General features: G+C 63.7%; 28 protein-coding genes, 1 tRNA gene and 1 pseudogene. 23 read left to right on the top strand and 7 right to left on the bottom strand.

Translation table 11 applies throughout. The annotated features are described in order from the left end of the window. Positions 1-187, top strand: a 187-nt coding sequence (locus M3461_24080) for a hypothetical protein (protein MDQ3777213.1), incomplete at its 5' end; no start/stop codon positions are given. 101 nt (positions 188-288) lie between these two features. Here the strand turns inward: M3461_24080 and M3461_24075 are convergent. Then, complete coding sequence (locus tag M3461_24075) at positions 289-456, bottom strand: hypothetical protein (GenBank protein MDQ3777212.1); 168 nt, start codon at positions 454-456, stop codon at positions 289-291. 152 nt (positions 457-608) lie between these two features. Between M3461_24075 and M3461_24070 the strand changes: the two genes are divergently transcribed. From M3461_24070 to M3461_24045, 6 genes are all read left to right on the top strand, one after another. After that, a complete protein-coding gene (locus tag M3461_24070; GenBank protein MDQ3777211.1) occupies positions 609-977 on the top strand; it encodes a hypothetical protein in 369 nt (122 codons plus the stop codon). Positions 978-984: 7 nt separating this feature from the next. Next, positions 985-1,149: a hypothetical protein gene (locus M3461_24065; GenBank protein ID MDQ3777210.1), complete on the top strand. Its 165-nt coding sequence runs from the start codon at positions 985-987 to the stop codon at positions 1,147-1,149. 578 nt (positions 1,150-1,727) lie between these two features. Further along, the gene (locus M3461_24060; GenBank protein ID MDQ3777209.1) at positions 1,728-2,012 is read left to right on the top strand and encodes a hypothetical protein; all 285 of its coding nucleotides are present in this window, start codon (positions 1,728-1,730) and stop codon (positions 2,010-2,012) included. Positions 2,013-2,043: 31 nt separating this feature from the next. After that, on the top strand, positions 2,044-2,895 hold the full coding sequence (locus tag M3461_24055) for a hypothetical protein (protein ID MDQ3777208.1): 852 nt from the start codon (positions 2,044-2,046) through the stop codon (positions 2,893-2,895). Between the two features lie 502 nt (positions 2,896-3,397). After that, a complete protein-coding gene (locus tag M3461_24050) occupies positions 3,398-3,748 on the top strand; it encodes a hypothetical protein (GenBank protein ID MDQ3777207.1) in 351 nt (116 codons plus the stop codon). A 3-nt stretch (positions 3,749-3,751) separates the two neighbouring features. Next, positions 3,752-4,405 carry a hypothetical protein gene (locus tag M3461_24045; GenBank protein ID MDQ3777206.1) on the top strand — a complete coding sequence of 218 codons (654 nt, stop codon included), beginning with the start codon at positions 3,752-3,754 and terminating at the stop codon, positions 4,403-4,405. A gap of 16 nt (positions 4,406-4,421) precedes the next feature. Here M3461_24045 and M3461_24040 read toward each other — a convergent pair whose 3' ends face one another. Then, positions 4,422-4,811 (bottom strand): single-stranded DNA-binding protein, encoded by a 390-nt coding sequence (locus M3461_24040; protein MDQ3777205.1) that lies wholly within the window; start codon positions 4,809-4,811, stop codon positions 4,422-4,424. A 501-nt stretch (positions 4,812-5,312) separates the two neighbouring features. Here M3461_24040 and M3461_24035 point away from each other — a divergent pair. The 5 genes and pseudogenes from M3461_24035 (at position 5,313) to M3461_24015 (ending at position 7,347) form a co-directional block, all read left to right on the top strand. Next, on the top strand, positions 5,313-5,600 hold the full coding sequence (locus M3461_24035) for a hypothetical protein (GenBank protein ID MDQ3777204.1): 288 nt from the start codon (positions 5,313-5,315) through the stop codon (positions 5,598-5,600). Further along, positions 5,597-5,989, top strand: coding sequence for a hypothetical protein (locus M3461_24030; GenBank protein MDQ3777203.1), 393 nt, complete (start codon positions 5,597-5,599; stop codon positions 5,987-5,989). The genes M3461_24035 and M3461_24030 overlap by 4 nt, the downstream gene beginning before the upstream one ends. A 211-nt stretch (positions 5,990-6,200) precedes the next feature. Further along, positions 6,201-6,416, top strand: a pseudogene (locus M3461_24025) (AlpA family phage regulatory protein). Between the two features lie 269 nt (positions 6,417-6,685). Next, positions 6,686-6,952 carry a hypothetical protein gene (locus M3461_24020; GenBank protein MDQ3777202.1) on the top strand — a complete coding sequence of 89 codons (267 nt, stop codon included), beginning with the start codon at positions 6,686-6,688 and terminating at the stop codon, positions 6,950-6,952. Between the two features lie 8 nt (positions 6,953-6,960). Continuing rightward, on the top strand, positions 6,961-7,347 hold the full coding sequence (locus M3461_24015) for a hypothetical protein (protein MDQ3777201.1): 387 nt from the start codon (positions 6,961-6,963) through the stop codon (positions 7,345-7,347). A 453-nt stretch (positions 7,348-7,800) separates the two neighbouring features. On the opposite strand, the gene M3461_24010 is transcribed toward M3461_24015, so the two are convergent. From M3461_24010 to M3461_24000, 3 genes are all read right to left on the bottom strand, one after another. Continuing rightward, complete coding sequence (locus M3461_24010) at positions 7,801-8,202, bottom strand: hypothetical protein (GenBank protein ID MDQ3777200.1); 402 nt, start codon at positions 8,200-8,202, stop codon at positions 7,801-7,803. 90 nt (positions 8,203-8,292) lie between these two features. Next, positions 8,293-8,541: a hypothetical protein gene (locus tag M3461_24005; GenBank protein MDQ3777199.1), complete on the bottom strand. Its 249-nt coding sequence runs from the start codon at positions 8,539-8,541 to the stop codon at positions 8,293-8,295. A 14-nt stretch (positions 8,542-8,555) separates the two neighbouring features. Beyond that, positions 8,556-8,631: transfer RNA gene (locus M3461_24000), tRNA-Lys, on the bottom strand. Positions 8,632-8,762: 131 nt separating this feature from the next. Between M3461_24000 and M3461_23995 the strand changes: the two genes are divergently transcribed. From M3461_23995 to M3461_23965, 7 genes are all read left to right on the top strand, one after another. Then, entirely contained in the window at positions 8,763-9,098 is a 336-nt protein-coding gene (locus tag M3461_23995; GenBank protein MDQ3777198.1) for a zinc ribbon domain-containing protein, read from the top strand. 117 nt (positions 9,099-9,215) lie between these two features. After that, positions 9,216-10,985: an aspartate--tRNA ligase gene (gene aspS / locus M3461_23990; protein ID MDQ3777197.1), complete on the top strand. Its 1,770-nt coding sequence runs from the start codon at positions 9,216-9,218 to the stop codon at positions 10,983-10,985. An 80-nt stretch (positions 10,986-11,065) separates the two neighbouring features. Continuing rightward, on the top strand, positions 11,066-11,737 hold the full coding sequence (locus M3461_23985; protein MDQ3777196.1) for an NUDIX hydrolase: 672 nt from the start codon (positions 11,066-11,068) through the stop codon (positions 11,735-11,737). A 33-nt stretch (positions 11,738-11,770) separates the two neighbouring features. Next, a complete protein-coding gene (gene nadA, locus M3461_23980) occupies positions 11,771-12,829 on the top strand; it encodes a quinolinate synthase NadA (GenBank protein ID MDQ3777195.1) in 1,059 nt (352 codons plus the stop codon). 135 nt (positions 12,830-12,964) lie between these two features. Continuing rightward, positions 12,965-13,600, top strand: coding sequence for an alpha/beta hydrolase (locus tag M3461_23975; protein MDQ3777194.1), 636 nt, complete (start codon positions 12,965-12,967; stop codon positions 13,598-13,600). Next, positions 13,587-13,760 (top strand): hypothetical protein, encoded by a 174-nt coding sequence (locus M3461_23970; GenBank protein ID MDQ3777193.1) that lies wholly within the window; start codon positions 13,587-13,589, stop codon positions 13,758-13,760. The genes M3461_23975 and M3461_23970 overlap by 14 nt, the downstream gene beginning before the upstream one ends. Continuing rightward, complete coding sequence (locus M3461_23965) at positions 13,733-14,161, top strand: GNAT family N-acetyltransferase (GenBank protein ID MDQ3777192.1); 429 nt, start codon at positions 13,733-13,735, stop codon at positions 14,159-14,161. The genes M3461_23970 and M3461_23965 overlap by 28 nt, the downstream gene beginning before the upstream one ends. 174 nt (positions 14,162-14,335) lie before the next feature. Here M3461_23965 and lysS read toward each other — a convergent pair whose 3' ends face one another. Together lysS and prfB are read right to left on the bottom strand one after the other, a co-directional pair. After that, entirely contained in the window at positions 14,336-15,817 is a 1,482-nt protein-coding gene (gene lysS, locus M3461_23960) for a lysine--tRNA ligase (GenBank protein ID MDQ3777191.1), read from the bottom strand. Positions 15,818-15,850: 33 nt separating this feature from the next. Further along, positions 15,851-16,946, bottom strand: a protein-coding gene (prfB, locus tag M3461_23955) for a peptide chain release factor 2 (GenBank protein ID MDQ3777190.1) whose coding sequence is annotated in 2 segments (ribosomal slippage) — positions 15,851-16,873 and positions 16,875-16,946 — 1,095 coding nt in all. Because the reading frame shifts where the segments join, the coding sequence is not laid out codon by codon here. A gap of 273 nt (positions 16,947-17,219) precedes the next feature. On the opposite strand from prfB, the gene M3461_23950 reads away from it, so the two are divergent. From M3461_23950 to M3461_23935, 4 genes are all read left to right on the top strand, one after another. Then, positions 17,220-17,729 carry a Uma2 family endonuclease gene (locus M3461_23950; protein MDQ3777189.1) on the top strand — a complete coding sequence of 170 codons (510 nt, stop codon included), beginning with the start codon at positions 17,220-17,222 and terminating at the stop codon, positions 17,727-17,729. Positions 17,730-18,058: 329 nt separating this feature from the next. Continuing rightward, on the top strand, positions 18,059-18,754 hold the full coding sequence (locus M3461_23945; protein ID MDQ3777188.1) for a DUF4231 domain-containing protein: 696 nt from the start codon (positions 18,059-18,061) through the stop codon (positions 18,752-18,754). A 117-nt stretch (positions 18,755-18,871) separates the two neighbouring features. After that, on the top strand, positions 18,872-19,213 hold the full coding sequence (locus M3461_23940) for a hypothetical protein (GenBank protein MDQ3777187.1): 342 nt from the start codon (positions 18,872-18,874) through the stop codon (positions 19,211-19,213). Between the two features lie 311 nt (positions 19,214-19,524). Next, positions 19,525-20,382 carry a flippase-like domain-containing protein gene (locus tag M3461_23935; protein ID MDQ3777186.1) on the top strand — a complete coding sequence of 286 codons (858 nt, stop codon included), beginning with the start codon at positions 19,525-19,527 and terminating at the stop codon, positions 20,380-20,382. The last annotated feature ends 211 nt before the right edge of the window (positions 20,383-20,593 follow it).

Raw genomic sequence — 20,593 nt, 5'->3', positions numbered from 1 at the left:
ACTCCCACTTTTCGAGCTGCGTCCATTCAGCCGTTTCAACTCGATCGACAGCCTCGTGTTCGGCATGACCGTAAGCATAGCAATTGCCAGAGAATCTGTCAAGTTATTTAAGGGACACTCCACTAGCAAACCCGGCCTGAGGAATAAGCTCGTGCGGCACGGTACGGCCAAGACTTCGCGGCGGTGATGGACGGCCGGACCCGGCTCGGCCGCGAGGTGCGCGATCGTTTGCAAGCCCTGGTGATTGACCTTGGCGGGGATGACGGCTTGTCGCACGCGCAGCGCTCCCTATGTCGGCGGGCTGTTTGGTTGGAGCTCTGCATCGAGCACGAGGAAACGCGGATCGCCGAGGGCGGCGGAATAGACATACAGCCGCACACACAACTGACCGGCGCCCTGCTCGCGATTTACAAGGCGCTCGGCCTCAAGCGTCAGTGTCGCGATGTTCGGCTCCACGACGTGCTAACTAACGAAGGGCAAGGCATGATCCGACTAACGGATAACCAATCCTTGCGTCGTTCTCAAGCCGCTGAATTAATTAGGCTATTTGAGGCGTGCTACCGCCGCGCTACCAATATGAGGGCGAGCCATTCGTGGAGGGAGGGCTTATGAAGGACCCACACGAGTACCGCCTGCAGATCGTTGACGCGGGGGGCGACCCGCACCCGGATGAACGCTTGCTGAAGTTGCTTCGGACGCTGCGCGAGTTCGGCTTCATCCTGGCGGACTGCGAGGGAATGCAGCCCCCCGAGCACAGCACCATGGAGGCGCTAGCGGAGGAGCACGGCCTACCCCTTTCAGGCCAGCGGGGCAGGCCGGAAGAAACCGAGGACGGCGCCTGGCAGCCCCGCATAGCGGGCTATTTGACGCGGCAGTGGGGCATGGCGCCGCCCGATGTGTTCGTCGTGCTCCGAGAGTGCGAAGCCGATGAGATTACGCGAGCCGAATACTTACGGTTGGCGGGAGGAGCCCAATGATAGGGACTTGGAAAAACCTCCTTTCGAGCGGGGCATGATCGGCATTACCGCCTGTTTCACAGGGCGCCTCGGCAAGGACGCCGAGGTCCGAAACGCCCGCGACGGCGCCCCCTGGGCATCCTTCCCCGTGGCGGTGGATACCAAGGCAGGGGACGAGACCCCGGCGAGTTGAGTGCGAGTGGCGTTGTTCGGCAATACCGTAACCCCATTGACCCCGCGGCTCATCAAAGGGGCGCTCGTGTATTGCGAAGGTCGGCTCACCCTAGGGTCCTGGACCAGCCGCGACGGGCAAGCCAAGTCTGGGCTGAACTTGTCGGCGTGGGAGGTAGTGCCCATGGCCCAGATCGGGCGGCAGAGGCCCAAGGTCCGATCACGCGATGAACAGCATGCGGAGGAAACGTTCGATGATGCGATCCGGCGTTCTAAAACCGCGCCCATGACCGGCGTCTCGTCCCAAGGGGTCTAGCTAGCCACGGCCGAGCATCGACCAAAGCAAGGAGAGTACGCATGCAACCCACAGCACAGCCCACACTGCCGCAGCCACGGCCGATACTGTCCTCAAGGCGTCATACGTCGACTCTTTGGGCGCCGCTTCCTCAACTGCTTCCTCAATAGTCGATAAGGACATGTTCGGTTTGGTGTTCATGTTCAACGGTAGGCAAAGGGCGTCCCGGGACGCCAAAACGCCAGCGTCATGGCCGTTGTACAGGCGTATGGCGCATCTGGCAGGCGATGGGGGGGATTATCAGCGTGACGATCTCCCCGCTCGCATTCTTCGGACACCTTCGCTGGATCGACGAACGCCCTCTCATGGACGTGAGCAAGCCCTACCGCCAACGCATCTTCACGGATACCTTGTACGCCTTCGGCGAGGGCGGCGCGCCGCACTACAACCTCGTGCTCATCGGGCGCGGTAAGAAGAACTGGAAATCGGCGGACCTCATCCTCGCCGCGCTCTACCGCTTCCTAGCCTGGGAATCCCCACACGGCAACGACTGCTTTTCTTCTGGCGAACGACGAGGGGCAGGCTGGTGATGACCTCAAGCTCTTCAAGAAGGTCATCGCCATGAATCCGCTGCTCGATCGCGATGTCATCGTGAAGCAGAAGGAGATCGAGCGGGTAGACGCCAAGGGCACGCTGAAGATCTTGCCGGCCCAGGACGCGATCGGCGCTCATGGCAAGACATACCTCTTTGTTGGCTTCGACGAGATCCACGGCTACCGCAACTGGGACATCTTCGAGGCCTTGGCGCCGGACCCCACGAGGCTCGATGCGCTGACCTGGATCACGAGTTACGCGAGCATCTACAACAGCCCGAGCAACTCGTGGGGAAACCCCACCTACCTCGCGCAGCAACGCCGGCGCCTGCCATCCCACAAGTTCCGGCGGCTGCACCTGAACCTCCCCGGCATGCCCGATGGCGCGTTTCTCGATGCGGGGCGCGTCATGGACGGCGTGGTCGAGGGCCGCAAGGTGCTGCGCCCCGTCGAGGGCATCGAGTATTCGGCGTTCGTGGACATGAGCGGAGGGAGCTCGGACGACGCGGCGCTTGGGATCGCGCATTTCGATGCGGCACGCAACCGTGCTGTGCGGGACCTTGTAGCGACCCAAACCGGCAAGCCGCCTTTCAACCCGCGGGATGCGGTGCGGAAGTTCGCCGGCACCCTGAAGGAGTACGGCATCTCGGCGGTGACCGGCGATCGGTACGCAGGCGAGACGTTCGTGCAAGACTTCTTCGAGCACGGCGTGAGCTACCGGCTATCGGTGCTTACAAAGTCGCAGATCTACGAAGCGCTCGAACCCCGGATCAACGCGGGCGAAGTAGAGTTGCTGGATGTTTCGAGGCTCACCGAGCAACTGCTAGCTAGGGCTCGTCGCGCGAGGCACGAAGATCGACCACCTGCCCAGCGATCATGACGATCTCGCCAATGCTGCGTCGGGGGCCGTGAGCCTGTGCGTTTCCGTTATCCCGATATCACCGGATGGCTTTGCTCAGGGCACAATATCGTTCGGGCGCCCCGACATGGAGGAGCACCGGACGCTGAGGGGGCAGTTCCAATGACGAGCACTAAGAAACGGCTGTTGATCCTGGAGTTGGTGGCCGCGGGACAAAATGCCGCTCGATGAAGCGCGGCGGCGCCGAGCCGAGATTTTGCAGCGGTCGCGACGTGGCCGGATATTGTTGCGGATCGAGCGCATTGAACGAGAGGCCGCCCGATGCCAGACGACACCACTTTAACCGCCCGCCGATTTAGAGATAATTCGCGCCGCATGCCTGAGGCATGGCCAGAGCCCAGAGGAAGCTGCCGAGGTGCTCGAAACCATCGTCTCGGAGTGCCACGAGGGCGATTTCAGGCTGCGGGATACTTTGCTGGAGGCGGCGCTCCGGGCCATCCACTAAACTGAAAGAGGAACGACTATGACGACTATATCGAAGTTCACCAATACCGGCGCCGAGGTCAATAGGCGAGCCGAGGCGCACATGTCCGAGCACCAAGGCGTCAGTTACAAAGAGGCTCTTCATGCCGTTCTCGCGGCCGACAAGCAACTGGCCGAAGCCTACGCGCAACCGGCGGCGCGAGTGACCACCAAGCCCGCGGTCCCTTTACCAGCGCCGGTGCCGCTGGCGCAAGGCAAGACGCCGGGTGAGACCGTTCATCTGCGCACCGTGGCGCTCATGGGTTTGGTCACGCACTTGGATTACCAATCGGCGGTGAACCAGGTTTTAGCCGCCGATCCGGATCTGAAAGCCGCCTACGCGAGGAGCTAAGCCATGACCAGACAATTCGATGCGGCCGTTAGTGTGGCGCTTGAAATCGAGCGGGAGCTGCGCGTACTGACCCCGGGCAAGCCGAGCCTTCGGTGTTTCATTGCCGAGTGCTTGCAGCGGGCCGACGCCTCATATGATGAGGTCGAAGCGGTCAAGGAGCGCCTGGCGGAGAAGCTTTTCGGGCTGCACTCGGGATGCGGGACCTACATCCGGCACTTAACGCGAGAAATCGCAAGCGGCCGACTCCCTGAGCCCCCGGCGAAGGAGCGGATCGGCGGGCTGTATTGGAACCAGAAAGACCAGGCGGTCCTCGAGCTGGGTGGCCATCCGGAGCAGTTGTTCCTGCTCTGGGTGATCGCGGCCGAGCTGGCGTACCAGCAGAACGGCGCCGTCTTCGGCACCGTCGAGGACCTGCCCGCACACAAGGCCCGGATCGCGGAGCTCGAAGCCAAGCGTAAGGAGCTGCACAAGCGGTTCCCGAGCACGTGGGCTCACGGCGACCTGCACATCGGGCGGATCACCAGTGACGGTGCGGCGCTCATCACATTCGCCAAAGCCCCCGGCGAGGTGCCGGTGCATCCGCCCGAGACCGCGGGGGAAAGGCTTGTCGAGTATCTGCTGGGCCAAGAGCGCGAGGCCGATGCGAAGGCGGCTTAGGATATGGGCCTTCATGTCACGGTAACTCTGCCGGCTGCTCGTGTCCAGCCTTCGGCGCCTTCGCCGGCCGGACCGTGCGAGCGCTCTGGATAGAATCGACGAGCACCGAGAAGCCCGTGCGCTGCACGCCGTCCCGGCTCTTCCATGACGACTTCGTGAGCCGGCCCGAGATCGCCACCATGTCGTCCTTGGCGTGTTTGGCCAGGGCCTCGGCGATGGTCCCGAACGCGACGAGCGAGAACCACTCGGGCGCCTCGGCGTCGCGCCCCAGGTCCACCACCATCGTGCCGGTCGTCATGGGCTTGCCGGCCGCCGTGGTCCGTTGCTCCGGGGGGCGGCAGAGCCGGCCGTAAAACTGGATCGTCGTCGTCATCTTTGTGGGCGCGTAGTGGATGACGGCTGTCATACAAGGGTACCGCTTCTCACCCACATGCAGGGAAGACGACGCTGTGCCCATTGGCGAGCGAGAAAGGCGACTGCCGAAGACACCCCATTGTCTGCTGTGTCCTCGGCTATGCGTAACCCCCCATTTGGGGAGAGGCGAAGTGACCTCCCTACCTGACATCACAAACGCCCCATATCAACTTGCACGCGCCTGCAGGGCAGGTTACGCGGCGCCTTGCCCTGATACTCGGAGCAGGCCGCGCCTATATCTACCAATGCTGCCTTCCCCCTTGCATCCGGCTTCAGGGGGTGCTATGCTTCTACTATGGCGTCTGAAAACGCCCTGTGAGCGGTCACCGCTCCCGTCAGACTTTGCGGTTTTTTTTGTGCCCTCCGTTTCTGCCGGGTGTGTGGCCTAATACAAGATCCCCTCGGGGAAAATACGTCGCACCGTCTCACAGCGGTTTCAGGCACCCGGCGCCCATCATTGGATGCGCGTCAATCCTGTAGAGGAGGTGCCGCCATGGCAAAGCATAACGCGCAAGTCGTATTTGATGGCGACGAAGTGAGCCTAGCCTGCGAGGAGCTGGAGAGGTGTCGTGAAGCGCTTTTGACCGGGCTGGTTTCATACGGAGAAATCGAAAGGTTGTCGGCGGTGCAGAGCTGGTGCGACGAAAAGCCCATCAACCCGAAGCTCAGACTCAGAGAGGAGCATCAAGACTCGGAAACGGTGGTTCACTTCGCGCACGCGTTGCGGTACGTAGATGTTCTGATGCGCAAAATGCGGGCCGCGAAGGAGGTGCAATCATGAGCACCACGACCGTCGCCCGTCCAGCCGAAAGCGACGATAGATTCACCCCGCTGATGTATCGGTTCATGGCAGCGGTCGAGCGCTTGAAGCTTGCCACCGAGAAGCTAAAAGACTTAGAAGGAGTAGAAGAAGCCCTGCCCCAAGAGTACATCCCCGCCGCCTTCGTGGTGGAAGAGGCGACGCAGGCGCTCGAACAGATTCACGAGGATCTCGAGGACCTGGGACCACCCGCTGGGACTTCAAGTACGAGGACCCTGACAGAGCAGGACCCATTTCCTGACGTATCGGGGACCGGCGGATGCACCTGCCCACGATGCGACGGCCAGGGCTGCGCTTGGTGCGAGCCCGAGGAGGCCGGGCAGCCCCGCGGGCACCTTCATGCTGCTTGACAGATGCTAAACATCCCGCCCCCGAAGGGGCGGGCTCTCTCAGGAGGCCACGACGAACCCGTCAACACCCTAGGGGGCCCCATGCGCGCAGTATCCGCCAACGGGGCCCGCGGGCCCGGAGCCCGGAGGTTCCTGCGGGGCCCTTCGCCGAAGCCTTGATCCACCCACAATAATAGGTCTCCGTAGCCCCTTAACATAGAGCACAAGACAAATGCCAAACACACTCCTTCGCCTCCCGGCAGTCCGGGCCCGAACCGGCCTATCACGTACCGAGATCTACCGCCGCATGAAAGCCGGGCTGTTCCCTCAGTCGATCCCTCTTGGGTTAAGTACATCTGCTGACGGGGAAATAATAGAAAGCACCTTGAGGGGGTGGATTGAGGCTGAGGTAGATGCGTGGGTAGAGGAGCGGATTCGGGTGGCGCGCGGCCAGACCATAGCCACCGCCATCGAACAGGCGGATGGGCTTCTCGATGGGCTTAGCGCGCGAGAGGCAAGGAAGGCTTCGGCGAGCTGTATGCCCGCAGTCTCGGAGCCGCCGATAGAGCCTATCAAGACCCGAAGCCCAAGGTATGAGCTTCATTTGGACCGGATCCTTCATTTGGACCGGATCCGTAAGAACACCCGAAGCCCAAGGGAGCATCATTTGAATGAACTGGAACGGATCCGACGTGAGAATGAGACGGCGGAGGCAGAATGAAACCCATCAACACCCCAGTCGCGATCCGACTGGAATTCGTGGGCTTCGACGAGCCCTCGGCCCGAGGTCTATCCGGCACCGCCCGGGCCGCCAGGAGCTTGCTGCGTCGTCGCCTCGCGGGCGCTAAGCGTATCGAGGCGGTGCTGAAGCCGGAGGCGGCCGCGGCGCTCGCCGGCCTGGGGGAGCGCACTGGCCGCACTTGCTCGGCGATCATCGAGGGGCTCCTGCTGGCCGAGCGTAAACGCGCGGAACTACCATCGTAGATTGACCCATGGCCGAAGACCTCAAGGCACCCATACGGGTCTACTCGTTCGATGTAGACGAGACCCTCGAATTCTCTTCGGGGCCGGTCCCGTGGTCGGCGGTGCGAGCGCTTCGCGACTCCGGCCACGTCGTCGGCCTGTGCGGCAACTGGGGCCATATTACCTACACCCTCGGCCAGCTCTGGGTGCTGCGCGAGGTCAGCTTCATCGGGCCGATGAGCATGCCAAAGGCCGAGTTCCTCTCCCAGATCCGCACGTATGCGCCCGGCTTCGATGACTACGTCATGGTCGGCAACGACCACCGCATCAAGGGCGATAGCCGTGACGCCGAGGCCGCCGAGTTGGCGGGCTGGCGGTTCATCCGCGAGGATGACTTTGCGGCTGGGGTCCGCTGAAACGATGACCAGGAGGACGGGATAATGGCCTGCATCCGGAAACGCCGTGGGCACTGGTGCCTCGATTACCGCGACCAACAAGGCTGCCGTCATTGGGAGACCACCAAGGGCAACCGCAAGGAGGCCGAACGGCTCCTGGCCGAGCGGGTGCGGGAGATCTCCCGAGGCACCTACCGGAGACCCGCCGGGCAGGTAAGCTTTGAGGGCCTGGCGCAAGCCTTTCTGGAGAACGCCAAAGCCAACGACGTTCGGGATACGACCTTCAAGGACTACCACGGGAATCTGAACCGGCACCTGCTGCCGTGGTTTAAGGGTTGGAAGGCGCGGGACATTCGGCGGGCCGACCCGGAACCGGCACGCCGCCCAATCTACGGCGCCCCGTACGTGGAATCGTTCCGGGCGCACCTCCTCGATTCGGGCGTCGGGCGTCGGACCGTCAACAAGTGCCTTACTCTACTCGGCTCCCTGTTCCTCTACGCGATCCGGCGCGAGTGGCTTGAGACCAATCCCGCCAAGGGCACGAAGCTCGGCGCCAGTTCGCGCCGTAGCCACGACCTCGTCGAGGAGAACATCTTCGCCCCTCCCGAGATCCAAGCGCTCCTGGCGGCCGCTGATGCGCGCTGGCGCGTAATCATCCTCACCGCCGTGCTGACCGGCCTGCGGGAAGGTGAGCTCCTCGGGCTCGCGTGGGGCAGTATCGATTGGACGGCGCGCCAGATCTACGTGCGCCAGCAATACACGGCCGAGCGATTCTCGGAGCTTAAGACCAAAGCCTCCAGGCGCCGGGTGGACCTGCCGGGCGAGCTGGTGGCCGAGCTTAGACGCTGGCGGCTCCAATGCCCGCTCGGGACGCACGATCTGGTCTTCCCGAACGGCGCGGGCAACCCCGAGAACTACGGCAATTTGCTGAACCGCGGTTTCTATCCGGCGCTACGGCGTGCGGGCCTACGCAAGATCCGGTTTCAGGATCTCCGCCACACCTACGCGAGCTTGCTGATCGCCAATGGCGAGCACCCGAAGCGGATCCAGGCGCTCATGGGGCATTCGTCCATCAACGTCACCATGGACGTCTACGCGCATCTCATGCCAGGGGGCGGGGACGAGGTCGCCGATCGGCTTGGGGCGCTGGTCTTCCGCCCAGGTGGTAGCAGAACGGTAGCACTGGACGAGCTTGAGCTTGCCGACGAGACACAAGCCATTGATTTAACTGGTGGGCCGTGTAGGAATCGAACCTACGACCAACGGATTAAAAGTCCGCTGCTCTACCGGCTGAGCTAACGGCCCTGGATCGCGGCCGCGCGATGATAGCGGATAGCCTGCCAGGAACAAAGCTTGCTGCCCGGTGCGCCCGCCCACCCTTGAATTTTACGGGGCAGACCCTATGGTGAGCGCATCCTGGACCTGAGGGCTTCGCTATGCCGATCTACGAGTATGAGTGCCCGAGTTGCGGCCACCGGATGGAGGCCATCCAGCAGCTCGGCGCCCCGGCCCTGACCGACTGTCCGGCGTGCGCCAAGACGGACCTGAGGCGGCTGGTCTCGGCGGCGGGGTTCCGGCTCAAGGGTTCGGGCTGGTACGCCACCGATTTCAAGGACAAGGGCAAGACTAAGCCCAAGAGCGCAGAGAGCGATGGCGAGACCCAGCCCAAGACCCCAGAGAGCGATGGCGGGACCAAGAAGCCCACCGACGGCGGCACACCACCGGCGGCAAAGACCAAGAAGCCGGAGCAGCCCAGCACCGCGAGCGAGTGACGGGCGTCACGACCCGACACGCCGCCGAGTCCCTCGGAGAGGCGCGGCCCCGCGTGACGTTGCGCGGCCCGCACCGACTCCGTACCATTCATCCCCTCCGCCGTCTCGACCCTCCTCATGCGCACCCACTATTGCGGGCAGATCGACCTCGCTTGCCTCGAACAGTGGGTCACCCTGTATGGTTGGGTCCACCGGCGTCGCGACCACGGAGGGATCCTGTTTATCGATCTGCGGGATCGCGCCGGCCTCGTCCAGGTGGTCTTCGATCCCGAGAAACCCGCCAGTTTCGCGGTGGCCGAGCGCGCGCGGGGGGAGTACGTGCTACGCGTGCGAGGCCGGGTACGCCGACGCCCGCCCGGCACCGAGAACCCGGGGCTCCCGAGTGGTGAGGTCGAGATCGTTGGTGATGAGCTCGAGATCCTCAATACCGCCGACCCACCCCCCTTCCAGGTGGACGACGCCAATGTCGAGGAAGAAACACGCTTGCGCTATCGCTACATCGATCTGCGCCGGCCCCAGATGCAGGACAACCTCCGGCTGCGCGCGCGCGTCTGCCGGGTGCTGCGGCGCTACCTGGACGACGCCGGCTTCGTCGAGATCGAGACCCCGATGCTGACACGCGCGACGCCGGAGGGCGCTCGTGACTATCTCGTACCGAGCCGCACCCATCCGGGGCGGTTCTTCGCGTTGCCGCAGTCCCCGCAGCTCTTCAAGCAGCTCCTCATGATGTCGGGCCTGGACCGTTACTACCAGATCGTGCGCTGCTTCCGCGACGAAGACCTGCGCGCGGACCGTCAACCCGAGTTCACCCAGCTCGACATCGAGACCACGTTCCTGAACGAGGGCGGGATCCTCGCCATCATGGAGGACATGTTTCGCGGGCTTTTCCAGGAGGTGCTCGGGGACATGCTGACCGACCCCATCCCGCGCATGAGCTTCGCCGAGTGTATGCGGCGTTTTGGCACCGATCGGCCCGACCTCAGGGTCCCGCTCGAGCTTGTGGACTGCGCCGATCTCGTCACATCGGTCGAATTCACCGTGTTCTCCGGGCCCGCGAACCGGCCGGGTGCTCGTGTCGCGGCGCTCAGCGTACCGGGGGCCGCGACGTTGTCGCGCAAGGCCCTCGACGATTACGCGACCTTCATCGCCGGCCATGGGGCCAGAGGACTCGCCTACATCAAGGTCAACCATCTGGGGCAGGGGCGCGACGGTCTCCAATCACCGATACTGAAGTTCTTGTCGGACACGGCCATCGACGGCATCCTCGCGCGCACCGGGGCACAGAGCGGAGACCTGATCTTTTTCGGGGCCGACGATGCGCGGGTGGTCAACGACGCCCTCGGGGCCTTGCGGCTCAAGCTCGGGGCCGATCTCGGGCTCGCGCAGCGGGGCTGGCATCCACTATGGGTCGTGGACTTTCCGATGTTCGAGTGGAGCAAAGAAGAACAGCGGTTTCTCGCCCTGCATCACCCCTTCACCGCCCCCAAGGTCACCGATGCGGCCGAGCTAGCGGCCGATCCTCTCGGCTGCCTGTCGCGCGCCTACGACCTGGTCCTAAACGGCACCGAGATCGGCGGCGGCTCGGTACGCATCCATCGCCGCGAGATGCAGGAGGCCGTGTTTCGACTCCTCGACATCCAGCAGGACGAGGCGCGAGAGAAGTTTGGTTTCCTCCTGGAGGCACTCCGTTACGGGTGCCCGCCGCACGGCGGGATCGCCTTCGGCCTGGACCGGCTGGTGATGCTCATGGCCGGCGTTTCGTCGATCCGGGACGTGATCGCCTTCCCCAAGACCCACTCCGCGGCCTGCCCGCTGACGGCCGCCCCCTCGCCCGTGCCGGAGGCGCAGCTTCGGGAGCTGTCCATCGCCATCCGCAGACCCTCATAGGGCCCCACTACTTTGTGGGAATGCCCCTTGTACGGGTGTAGCTAATACACTATGGTGGTCGACCCGCTACGGGTTTGGGCATGCCTTTCACCTACGACTATCCGCACCCCGCGGTGACGACCGACGTGGTGCTGTTCACGATCCAGGACGAACGCCTGCTGGTCCTGCTCATTCGGCGCGCGCACGACCCCTTCCGCGGCCACTGGGCCCTGCCGGGTGGGTTCATCGACATCGATGAGGATTTAGAACCCTGCGCCCGGCGCGAGCTAGCCGAAGAGACCGGGCTCTCCGGCATGTACCTCGAGCAACTCTGCACGGTGGGCACGCCAGGGCGTGATCCACGTGAACGGGTCATCTCGGTCGTGTACTTCGGCCTCGTGCCCTATGAGGCCGTTGCGCCCAAGGCGGCGTCCGACGCCGAGGCGGTCGGCTGGTTTCCGGTCGAGGACCCGCCGGCGCTCGCCTTCGACCACGAGGCGATCCTGCGTCTCGCCCGCGCCCGCCTCTCCGCCAAGCTCGGCTACTCGTCTATCGCGTTGCGGCTTATGCCGGAGAAGTTCACCCTGGGCGAGCTCCAGTCGGTCTACGAGCGGGTGCTCGGAAGGACGCTGGACAAGCGCAATTTCCGGAAGCACATCCAGGCCACAGGCTACATCGAGGCCTCTGCGGAATGGCAGTCGCACGCCCAGCGCCGCCGACCCGCCCGCCTGTATCGCGCTCGCAGCCCGGGCACGGTGGAGTTCTTTCGCTGACCGCACTGTGGCGGTAAGTATCGAGGTTCCCCTATGCTTCAGCTCCGATCCTATCCCATTCCGGCGGTCCCCCCGACGGTCGTCGAGGTTCTCTCCGACGATGAGCGCGATGCGCTCCGGGCCGAGATCAAGGGCCTCCTCCGCATCCAGGACGCCGTCATGGTCGCGCACTACTACACCGATCCCGAGATCCAGCGGCTCTGCGACGACACCGGCGGCCATGTCTCCGACTCGCTGGACATGGCGCGCTTCGGACACGAGCACCCGGCCTCGATCCTCTTGGTCGCGGGAGTCCGGTTCATGGGCGAGACCGCCAAGATCTTGAACCCCGAGAAGCGCGTCCTGATGCCGGACCTGGAAGCCGAGTGCTCGCTGGACCTCGGGTGCCCTCCTCCGGCGTTCGCGGCCTTCTGCGATGCCCACCCCGACCGCACCGTTGTGGTCTATGCCAATACCAGCGCGGCAGTCAAGGCGCGTTCCGACTGGGTCGTGACGTCGTCGAGCGCGCTCGAGGTCGTGGCCTACCTCAGGGACCGCGGAGAGCAGATCCTGTGGGCCCCAGACAAGTACCTGGGCGCCTATGTACAGGAGAAGACCGAGGCGGACATGGTGCTGTGGGACGGCGCCTGCATCGTCCATGAGGAGTTCAAGGCGCGCGAGCTCGATGCGCTGCGCCGCGTCCATCCCGACGCCAAGGTGCTGGTGCATCCCGAATCACCGGCCGGGGTCGTGGCCCAGGCCGATGTGGTGGGCTCGACCACGGCCTTGATCAAGGCCGCCCGCGATCTACCGGTCGAGAAGCTCATCGTCGCGACCGACCGCGGGATCTTCTACAAGATGCAGCAGGCCGCGCCCGGCAAGACCCTCATCGAGGCCCCGACGGCGGGCCACGGCGCCACCTGCCGGAGCTGCGGCCACTGCCCGTGGATGGCGATGAACGGGCTCAGGAAGGTGGCTGCGAGCCTACGCTCCGGCGCCAACGAGGTGTTGGTGGATCCGGAGATTGGGCGGCGCGCGCGCCGGCCCATCGAACGCCTGCTGGATTTCGCGTCGGGGCGCGGCACGGTCATCCACGGCGCCAACGACGCCTGAGCGATCCGAAGATCCGATCATGCCCGCATAGCGCCGGTCCCTTTCTGACCTCGCCAGGGAGTTTCGACCATCTCTGAACCTGCTCCCGAGATCGCCCGCAGGCACTGGATCCCCTTTGGCGAGGCCGAAGAGGTCGTGGTCCTCATCCACGGGCTCTTCATGAGCGGCCGGGAGATGGCGCTCCTGCGCCGCCAGCTCACGGTTGCGGGGTTCTCAACTCATCAGTTCTCGTACCCGAGCGTGCGGGTAAGCCCGGCCGTTGCCGCGCGGCTCCTCGGCGACTTCGTGGCCGGCATCGAGGCACCGGTCGTTCACTACGTCGCGCATAGCCTCGGCGGTCTCGTCCTACGGCACTTCCTTCACGGCGATTCGGATGGGCGACCGGGCCGCGTGGTGACCCTCGCCACGCCCCACCAGGGCAGCCGGGCTGCCCAGGCGCTCGCCAAGAACCCGCTCGGCCGGCGCCTCTTGGGTCAGAGCATCGAGCAAGGGCTGCTCGGCAATGTCCCGGCCTGGCGGGACGAGCGCGCGCTCGGGGCCATCGGCGGCAGCCGGGGTGTCGGGCTGGGTCGCTTCCTCGCGCGGCTCGATCGCCCCCATGACGGCACCGTGGCGGCTGTCGAGACGACCTGCGTGGCAGCGGCCGATCAAATCGTCTTACCCGTCTCCCACTTCGGCGGCCTGTTCTCGCGGGAGGTGGCGGATCAGGTGATCTATTTCTTGCGGCGAGGGCGCTTCAGGCGCGACGGCACCTCTGATGGATATCGATGACATCGCGATCGAGCGGATCGCCGTCGAGGACTTGCGCGAAGATAGGTCCGGCGTTCTGATCGGGCAGATAGCCTCCCTGGCCTATCGGGCTTCCGAGAGCCGCCTTGGAACGACGACCTCGAAAGGCCGCGCCTGCACTTTGGACTCGGCGTCGATCTGATGCGGCGTAATGCTGTGGCCTTCATAGCCAAGGCCTCCGGCAAGATCGCGGGGTACGCCGTCGGATATGAGGTGTTGCGAGAGAGCGAAGACCATCGAGACCTCACGCTCAGAGCAATCTCGGGCACCACCACGCTCGATTACGTGTTCGAGGGAGAGAACCGTGTGTTTTACGCGGATACGGTCTGCGTGGATCCCGCCGCCCGACGAGGACAGATCGCCTATGGGCTCGCGGCTGCGTTGATCCCTGTGCTTCGCCGGGAGGGATTCACATACCATATAGGGCGCACTTCCGTGCGCGCCACAGCGATGCGGGACCTTTTTGCCAAGCTCGGATTCGAAGAGCTGCCGGTGCGTGATGCCGCATTTCCAGATCGAACCTATTGGTTGCTCAGGGTTTGATAGGCGGCTCGGTCTGCTGTCTTAGGGCAACCCGCGTAACCGATGCTGGCCGGCTGCCATTGCGCTCCACACAGTGCGCGAGCCAGATCGCTTGCCTCAGACTCCGTAATCCGAAGGCGATCAGCTATCGCACTGCTTGCGGCACAACTGCTCGGGTCGCATTGCTCTAGCTAGCTAGGGCTCGCTCGCCCTGGGCCTCAGGAGCGGGAAGAGCAGCACGTCGCGGATCGAGCGCGAGTCGGTGAATAGCATCACCACCCGATCGATGCCGATGCCCTCGCCGGCGGCGGGCGGCATGCCGTGTTCCAGGGCCTCGAGGTAGTCGGCATCGTACGACATCGCCTCGTCGTAGCCAGCGTCTTTTTCCGCCGCCTGGCGCCGGAAGCGCTCGGCCTGGTCGTCGGGATCGTTCAGCTCCGAGAAACCGTTCGCGATCTCCTGGCCGGCGACGAAGAGCTCGAAGCGGTCGGTGACGCAGGGGTCGCGCTCGTTCCGGCGCGCCAGCGGTGAGACCTCCGTCGGAAAGGCGGTGATGAAACAAGGCTCGCCGAGACGCTCCTCGGCGGTCTTCTCGAACAGCTCCAGTTGGACCTTGCCGAGCCCCCAGCCCTCCTCGATGGAGAGGCCGCGCTCGCGGGCACAGCGCCGCGCGAGGTCGAGGGACCCCAAGGTCGCCGGATCGATATCGGGATTGAAACGCAGGATCGCCTCCTGGACCGTCATGCGCGAGAACGGTTTGGAGAGGTCGTATTCCACGCCCTGGTAGGGCAACCGAGTGTCGCCGAGCACCGCCACGGCGAGACCGCGGATCAGTGTTTCGGTCAGGCCCATGAGGTCCTCGAAGGTCGCATAGGCCTCATAGAACTCGAGCATCGTGAATTCGGGGTTGTGGCGTGTCGAGAGCCCCTCGTTGCGGAAATTGCGGTTGATCTCGAAGACCTTCTCCAGGCCGCCCACGAGCAGCCGTTTCAAATACAGCTCGGGGGCGATGCGCAGATACAGCGTCATGTCGAGGGTGTTGTGATGGGTCACGAACGGCCGCGCGGCGGCGCCCCCGGCGATCGGTTGCATCATGGGGGTCTCGACCTCCAAGAACCCGCGCGCCTTCAAAAACGCGCGGATGAAATCCACGATCGCCGCGCGCCGCTCGAAGACCCGCCGGGTCGCCTCGTTCATGACGAGGTCGAGGTAGCGCTTGCGGTAGCGGGTTTCCTGATCGGCCAGGCCGTGGAACTTCTCGGGCAAGGGGTGCAGGGATTTCACCAGCAATCGCGCCTCTCGTACGTGGACCGTCAGTTCGCCGGTCCTGGTCGTGAAGAGCGTCCCCTCGGCGCCCACGATGTCGCCGAGGTCCCACTGCTTGAAAGACTCGTAACCGCCCTCGGGCAGGTCCTCGCGCCGGAGATAGATCTGGATGCGGCCGCTCATGTCCTGGAGGTGGGCGAAGGCCGCCTTGCCCATCACGCGGCGGGTCATGAGCCGGCCCGCGATGCGCACCGTTATCGGTTCCGCCTCCCGCTCGGCATAGCGGGCGTGGAGATCGGCGCACAGCCCGTCGCGCTCGAAATCGTTGGGATAGGCGTTACCGGTCCGGCGCAGCGCGGCGAGCTTGTAGCGGCGCTGCGCCGGCTGATCGTTGGAATCGATCTCGACCATATTTCTTATTCTTTGCAACTATCTTTCTTCATGTCAGGCACCGGTCTTGAGGGTCGCCTCGATGAAGCGGTCCAGATCGCCGTCCAGGATGGCCGTCGGGTTGCCGCTCTCGACACCAGTGCGCAGGTCTTTGACGCGCGACTGATCGAGGACATAGGAGCGGATCTGGTTTCCCCAGCCGATGTCGGCCTTGGTGTCCTCGATGGCCTGCTTCACGGTATCGCGCTTGTGCATCTCGATCTCGTAGAGCTTGGCCTGGAGTTGCTTCATGGCGCGCGAGCGATTCTTGTGTTGAGAGCGTTCGTTCTGACACTGCACCACGACCCCGCTCGGGAGGTGGGTGATGCGGATGGCCGAATCGGTCTTGTTGACGTGCTGGCCACCGGCCCCACCGGCGCGGTAGGTGTCGACGCGGAGATCGGCCGGGTTGATCACGATGTCCACGTCGTCGTCGATCTCCGGCGAGACGAACACCGAGGCGAAAGACGTGTGTCTACGATTCCCGGAATCGAACGGGGATTTCCGCACCAGACGGTGTACGCCGGTCTCGGTCCTGAGCCAGCCATAGGCGTAATCCCCCTGGAAATACACGGTCGCGCTCTTGATGCCCGCGACCTCGCCCGCGGAGGCCTCGATGAGCTCGGTCTTAAAGCCGTGCCGGTCTCCCCATTTGAGGTACATGCGGAGCAGCATCTCGGCCCAGTCCTGCGCCTCGGTCCCGCCCGAGCCCGCCTGGACGTCCAAAAAGGCGTTCTGCGGATCCATCTCGCCGGAAAACATGCGCGCGAACTCCAGACCGGTAAGGCGCCGCTCGATCGCGACGAGATCGTCCCACACCTCATCGGCGATGATCTCATCGCCCTCGGCCACGGCGATCTCCAGGAGCTCCGAGCCCTCCCGGATGCCGCGCTCCAGGGCGTCCAGACCCGTCACGACACGCTCCAGCGCGACCCGCTCCTTGCCGAGCGCCTGCGTCTCTTCCCGGTCGGCCCACACCGAGGGGTCCTCCAGCGCCTGGACGATCTCCATCAGGCGCCGGCGCTTGGCCGGATAGTCAAAGAAACCCCCTGAGCGCCGCGAGGCGTTCGCGCAGGGAGGTGACGTCGGTGAGGGTACTTGGCTCCGGCATGGCGTTGTCCAAGGTAATTTGGCGAGCGGGATCCTACTATAGGTCCCAACGGGGGGGTGAACCGGCCTCTGCGGCGCGGCCCGCACCTACCACGGCGCTCTATCGGCCACCGTCATCGATCGCTTCCTTAGGATCCCCTCTCGCTCCGGGGAAAGGCCAGGGTGAAGGGATCCCAGCGTGAGGGGATCCCAATGTGAGGGGATCGAAAAGCGCAATCTGTGGACCGTGCGTGGTATATATATGATGGGAGAAACTTCGGATCGTCGTCCGACGATGCGAAACGAGGCTCGCCATACCCATCGCTATTCCTATGTCGACTACCTGGGCTTCGAGGGCGACACCCGCTGGGAGCTCATCGACGGCGAGGCCCATGCCATGGCCCCGGCACCGACGACTCGACACCAGCGCATCGCACAGAACCTCGCCGTGCTCTCGTTCCACTGCTTTCGCGGCACGCCATGCGGCCCGTTCATCGCCCAGCTCTCCGACTTCGAAGTTGTGCAGCCCGACGGCCTCGTCGTCTGCGATCGGACGAAGATCGGGGAGGCGGCCATCGTGGGGACGCCGGACGTCGTCATCGAGATCCTCCGCCCGCGACCGAAGCGCGCGATCGACGGGAGAAACGCGCGCTGTACGAGCGTTTCGGTGTCCCGGAATACTGGATCGTTTCTCAAAGTGGCTTCGTGGAGGTGTACTTCGATGAGCAGGGTCGTTACCCGGCGCCTACCCTCACCGGCCTCGACGAATCGTTCACGAGCCCGCGCTTCCCGGAAGTCAGCGTGAACGTGCAAGACCTCTTCGAGGACGTTCCCATCGAGCGACCGGTGCTCCTCGGCCCCACCCGGAGGGCACGGCTCGCCCACTCACTCGTGAGCCCCATGGTGTACCGACCGGCTTTCCCATAACATCTCGAAGGGACCAGTCGGGGCGCGCGATGGCGATCGCGGCAGGAAATCGACTTAACCAGCGACGCTCGTCAGCCGGTTTAGCGCCTAAGAGCCCGTAGCGGCTAAGATCGGCGATAGCCTGGCAGTGATCAAGCCGAAACTTAAATAAAGGGGAGGCGCGCATGCCATCAGACAACGATGGTCCCAACGGTCAAACCCGCCCGGATGTCGCCCATCGAAACTCGCCAGGCACGTGCCGACTATTATTTCCGAACGGTCCTAGATGGGCAGCGTGAGTGGTACTCGAAGGGCGCCGGGAAACAGAAACGCCGATATTTGGCGTTCACCATCTGCGTCATCGTCCTTGGCGCGCTGATTTCGCTGCTCCGAGTGCTGGATAAGGCGGACTGGGAGCGCCATTTTACCGCCGCGTTAGGTGCCGGCGTCTCCATCAGCCGGGCGGTCGATACCTTGCTGCGTCCCAGCGAGACCTGGCAAGCCTACCGCAAGGCCTCCGAAGGGATGAAACGCGAGTACCGCCTGTATCTCAACAACGCGGATGCGTACGCCGCCGCAGAGGACGAGGCCAGCGTCTATCGCCTCCTGGTCGAGCGGGTCGAAACCATTATCGCCGAGGAACAGCAACTATTCTGGCAGTCTCAAGCCAAGGCTGGGACCGAACAAGCCACGGGGGGGCAAAACAAGCCAAGGGTGGGGCCGAGCAGGAACCACCGAAACCGCCTAAGCAAGGCGCATGAGCGCCATCTTCAACGGTTGCCCATCGAGATGACCGCGATATTCATCAGCCACAGCAGCAAGGACAACGCTTGGGCCCAAAGGCTCAAGACGTGGCTTGAGGACAAGCAACACCGCAGCCTCTTCCTCGACTTCGACCGTGAAACCGGCCTCAAGGCCGGGTGACCTGTGGGAGCAGCAGCTCTACGCCAAGCTCCGGCAGTGCCAAGGTGTCCTGGCGCTGGTCTCGCGCGACTGCAACGCGCTGCCGAATGGGAGGCACAGGTCTCGAACGCCGGGCGTTTGGCCATCGCCGCGGAAAGGGAAAAAGACCATAGCATCGACCTCGCCTTGTTGCTCGCGAATGAAGCCGTCGGCGTCGCATCCGAGCCGACGCCGGATGCGCAAAGCGCGCTCCTTTCAACACTGCTCACACACGCGCAAGTCCAGAAGATTTTGGGTGGCCATGACGCCATCGTGCGGAGCGTCGCCTTCAGCCCCCACGGCAAGAAACACGGTGGCGTTCATAACACGCCGCGGCAATGCAGGCATGGGCGATGTCCAGACTTTGTGGACCACCCCACGAGAGGTGGTATAGGCCTGGAAATCCATTATACTCCTCTCTTACCTACCGCCAAGGGATAATCGCCCAACTTAAGAGGGAAGACGCCGGGTATTTCAATTCATCCATCGCCGATCCGAACGCGTTGCCTGATGGCTCACTCTAGCTAGCACTTCGTTCAGACCCAAACCTCTATTGGAATTTTGACTATCTCGGCCCACAATCGCCGCTTGTTCGATGCCTGATGCAACGGAGTACGATTGCGCGTGACTTCCGCAACGGTCGCACTACCGATCACCCTGACGCCGCGCCTGATGCGTATGGTGATTCTGGCGCTGTTGCTGGCGGTGACCGGCTACCTCGGACTGGCACTCGCCACCGGATGGGACGACACATGGCCGTTGCCCGCGTCGGGGCCGGCGGCTTGGCCATGGGCTGTGGGTTGACGTTCGCGGGATTCACGCTGCGCTTTTGCCGATGGCAATGGTATCTGAGCGCCCTGGGACTACGCGTCGACCACCTGCAAAGCTTCGTCATTTACTTGTCGGGGTTTGCGTTGACGACGACGCCCGGGAAAGTCGGCGAATTGTTGCGCAGTGCCTTTCTGGCGCGCCACAACGTCACGTATACACAGAGCTTCGCCGCGTTTTTTGCCGACCGCCTCACCGATTTGTTGTCGGTGGTCACGTTGACGATGATTGGTTTGTCGCTGTACCCGAAGTCACGTTACGGTCTGTGGGTTCTGGGCGCGGCCCTGCTCGCGGTGGCCGTGTTGATCGCCGCGGCACCGTTGCTGGTCGAATGGGGCGAACGTGGCCAGAACGGTTGGCTGACCCGGACCTTGGCCTGGGTTGCCCGGATACTCGCGCAGGCCAAAAACTGCCTGGTGCCGCACCGTCTGTTACCGGGATGGTGCCTCGGGTGTTGCGCTTATGCCGCGCAAGGGCTATCGTTTCATCTGATGTTGGTGGCCATGGGATACGACATCGGACTGCCTGTCGCGATCTTCATTTTTGCGTTTGCCTCGTTGGCGGGCGCCCCGTCGTTCATACCGGGTGGTCTGGGCACGGCCGATGCCACGGTATTTTTCCTGCTGGTGCACTTCGGTGTGACTAAGCCGGAGGCCGCCAGCGCGACGGTGTTGATCCGCATGACGACGTTGTGGTTTGCAGTTGCCGTGGGGCTGGGGTCGGCTAGCTGGTTGACGTTACGGAAAGCCGACAAGCCATCAGCCACGCAGGCGCACATGTAAGACAAGACGGTGTCCGCCGAGGCGGGTATGGAGCGGTACGACTCCAGCATTGCAGTGGGAGCCGCCTTTTCCGCTCCATATCCGTTGGGTGAAGATCTTTTTTAACGACAACAGATCAATAGGTTATGAGCGAAAATGCTTGGAAGAGAGGGCACTCCGTGGTAGGTATGGGTTTCTCTAGATCATACGTCCCACAAAGGAGGCCCTCTCA

It is taken from the genome of Pseudomonadota bacterium, from assembly GCA_030860485.1.
GTDB lineage: Bacteria > Pseudomonadota > Gammaproteobacteria > JACCXJ01 > JACCXJ01 > JACCXJ01.
Note: the sequence above shows the minus strand (reverse complement) of the source record. Positions and strands in the feature narration are given on the sequence as shown.